The 3,311-nt window shown below is 59.1% G+C and carries 1 protein-coding gene; it reads left to right on the top strand.

All coding sequences use genetic code 11. The features are described from left to right. Positions 1–548: 548 nt before the first annotated feature. Positions 549–3,185, top strand: coding sequence for an autotransporter outer membrane beta-barrel domain-containing protein (locus OB03_RS11695; protein WP_461344245.1), 2,637 nt, complete (start codon positions 549–551; stop codon positions 3,183–3,185). Positions 3,186–3,311 lie beyond the last annotated feature (126 nt).

The raw sequence follows: 3,311 nt of genomic DNA, 5'->3' as shown, positions 1-3,311 counted from the left end.
CGTAGGTTCAAATCCTACTCCCGCACCCAACATTATCACTGACCGTATGACATTCGTCTGCGGTCAGTTTTCGTTTGAGGCATGTGCGCTAAATCGCGAGCTTCATGCTAGGCGCGCACGAACGTGGTCTACCCACTTGTCGGACCAATACCAGTCGCCAGGGCGTAGTTCGACGCCAAACGCGTGAGCTGGATTTTTAGCGTCGGCTTCCTTCCACATAAGCGGGTGGCGATGAAGGCTGAAGTCTGCATGCCCTTCTTCTTGCATTAGGCGGACAATGTCTGTTGGTTTGTACTTCGTTCGCTCCGCTTCTTTTAGAAGGACCCTTGCTACTTCTAGGCCTTCCGCCGAGTCAGGGCGGATAAACTCGATGACTTGATCTGCTTTGCCTCGGCTGTTTACCGAACGCTCAACATACGCGACGCGGTAGGCGTACTTAGGATCTTTGATTACCTCGTCGGGAAGGTCATTCTCAAAGGCCAGATGCGCAGATAATAGGTTCGGTGGAAGATCGAGTTCCCTTAAGAGCGCTCGAGAGCCAGACAACCATGATCGGCTCGAATACAGGATCGTCTGGCGAGATAACCGTAACGGGTGAAGGGTCCGAGCTTCTGTCCGCCAGTGATTTGGTCGTCGGCAACGCGGGAAGAGGCACGCTCAATATCAACGCCGGCGGATACACCCGCGCGATTGACGCTGTGGTGGGTCGATCGGCTGGCGGGACAGGGGCGATTAAGGTTTCTGGCGCTGACAGCCGTTTCGCCAGCGTCACGCTGAATGTCGGTGGCGCGGGTTCCGGCCAAGTGGAAGTTCTCGCGGGCGGTCGGGTCTCGACAGAGACCGCCTATATCGGTGCAAATGCATCCGGGGTCGGCGTGGTCACGATATCCGGAGCAGGATCCAGCTGGCAAAGTTCGGGTCTGTTCCAAGTCGGTGGCGAAGGCACCGGCACACTGAACATCCTCAATGGCGGTCAAGTGACTGCCGCAGGCTCTCGGATCGACAGCGGCGGTAGAGCGCTGGTCTCCGGGCAAGGGGCGCTGTGGCAATCCAACTATGAGATCAAGGTTGATGGTCGGCTTGATATCGAGAACGGCGGGGTCGTAACCGCAGACTATACTCGTATGTCTGCGGACATAAATATTTCGGGCGCAGGGTCTGAGTTCAGACTGGCAAACAATCTGGATGTCGGGCGAGGGTCGTCCGCAACGCTGACTATCACGAACGGCGGTAAGGCTATCGTTGGTAACGCAACCATTGGCTACCTCGTAAGCGGAACGGGCAGGGTGAACGTTTCGGGAGCTGGCTCCGCATTCGAAGTCACGGGACCCAGCGTAAGCATCGCGGCAAATGGCTCAGGTGTTGTGCGTTTGTCTGACGGCGGTCTTCTGAGGATCGGTCAGGGCACGGGCACGATGAACTTTGGCCTCAATCCACCCGATAGGGGTAGCCTGATTATCGGTGCCGAGATAGGCAATGAGGCTGCCAAGGCGGGCCGCGTCGAAGTAGGCACACTGAATTTCAGGCATTCCCAAGCCTTGGTGGTGTTCAACCATACCGATACCGATTTTGTTTTGTCTTCCAGAATGACCGGAAACGGCACCCTGCGTCAGGTTTCGGGCACCACCAGCCTTACAGGCGACAGCAGCGGTTTCACAGGCACGTTGTATGTGACTGGTGGCAATCTCAACGTTGGGGGCGTCCTCGGCGGCGCGACCAACGTCACGGGCGGCATCCTGGCGGGATCTGGGCGAATCGGGAATCTGGTGCTCGGAGCCGGGGGGATCCTCGCGCCGGGCAATTCCGTCGGCACTCTGACCGTCTCCGGAAATGCTGTTTTTGAAACAGGTTCGACCTATCGCGTCGAGGTCGATCCTGCGGGTACGGCGGCCGACCTCTTGGCCGTGACGGGAACGCTCACCATCAATGGCGGCACGGTTCAACACGTCGGTCCGGCCTCGGGCTATAGCGGCATCGGCCGTTACCAGATCATCACCGCTGCCGGCGGGATATCGGGAGCGGGGTTTGACAACGTTGGCACCGACTTTGCCTTTTTGAATGCCGACCTGGAGTACGACAGCACGTCCGTCTATCTGACGCTCGAGCGTAACGCAGTCCCATTCCTCGCAGTTGGCGTAACCCCGAATCAACGCTCCACCGCACTGGCGGCGGAAAATACAGGCGTGGACGCGCCCCTCTATAAGGCCATTCTGCCTTTGGATGAGGATGAGGCCCGCAAAGCCTTCGATGCGCTTTCAGGTGAAGGTCATGGCTCGATCCGGACGGCCCTTATCGAGCAGGCGCAGGACGTGCGAACCCTCGCTGGTCAGCGCGCGCGCCTCATCGACCGCTCGGAGAGAGGCGTTCAGTTCTGGAGCGCTGCGCGGGGGCAGCGTGGCGAGCACGCTACGGACGGTAACGCTGCCTCCCTGGACTATGAAAGCGTTGGAGGTTGGATCGGCGTAGACGCAGTAACGGCATCCAGCTTGACCTTTGGCATTGCTGGCGGAAGTGAACGCGCCGATTATCGCATTGGCGATCGCGCGACATCGGGCACGGGAGATAGCTATGGGCTGAGCGTGTATGGCTCCGGTCTATGGGGTGGCTTTGGCGTGTCCGTCGGGGCTGCTGGAAGCTGGGAAGAGATCAAGACAAGACGCTCAGCGGCGTTCCAGGATTTTGCCGAGCAGCTTCAAGGACAGTACGACGCCCGTACGACTCAGTACTTTGCCGAAGCACGCTACCGACTGTCTCTTGGCGAGAATTATGTCGAGCCCTTCGCCACGATTGCCCGCGTGCAGAGCAAGACAGATGCGTTTGGTGAGTGGGGCGGCTCGGCAGCCCTGAACGTCGACTCCAGCACACAGGAAGTGAGCTTCCTTACACTCGGGGTTGGCGGGCAGCGGGTTGTCGAACTTCGCGACGGAGCGCGCGCGGTACTGGAGGGGCGACTGGGCTGGCGTGGTGCCTCCGGTGATCTGGACAGCGCTAATAACCACCAATTTGGTGTTGGCCGTGAGTTTGCCGTTCTGGGCACTGGCATCGAAGATAGTGTGTTGGTTGCCGAGATAAATGGAACGGCGCGGCTGACGTCTCGCGCGTCAGCTTTCGCGGGTTGGTCGGCGCAGGTTGGGGATCGGCTGGAGACGCACGGATTGACGGCAGGAATCCGATTCCAGTTCTGACGGAATAGGAACATCGCTCCCTTCGGCTAGGCTTGGATGCTGGTCCCTATTGGGGCGTCATCCAAGCTGCAGCAGGGCTAGCGAGAGCCTTAATACCGATTCAGGTCGGCCGATTCCGGTTCTGTC

The organism is Brevundimonas sp. GN22, from assembly GCF_054824005.1.
Note: the sequence above shows the minus strand (reverse complement) of the source record. Positions and strands in the feature narration are given on the sequence as shown.

Excerpts from the sequence above, each read along its gene's own strand:
- OB03_RS11695 (WP_461344245.1), top strand. The coding sequence starts at position 549 with ATGATCGGCTCGAATACAGGATCGTCTGGCGAGATAACCGTAACGGGT.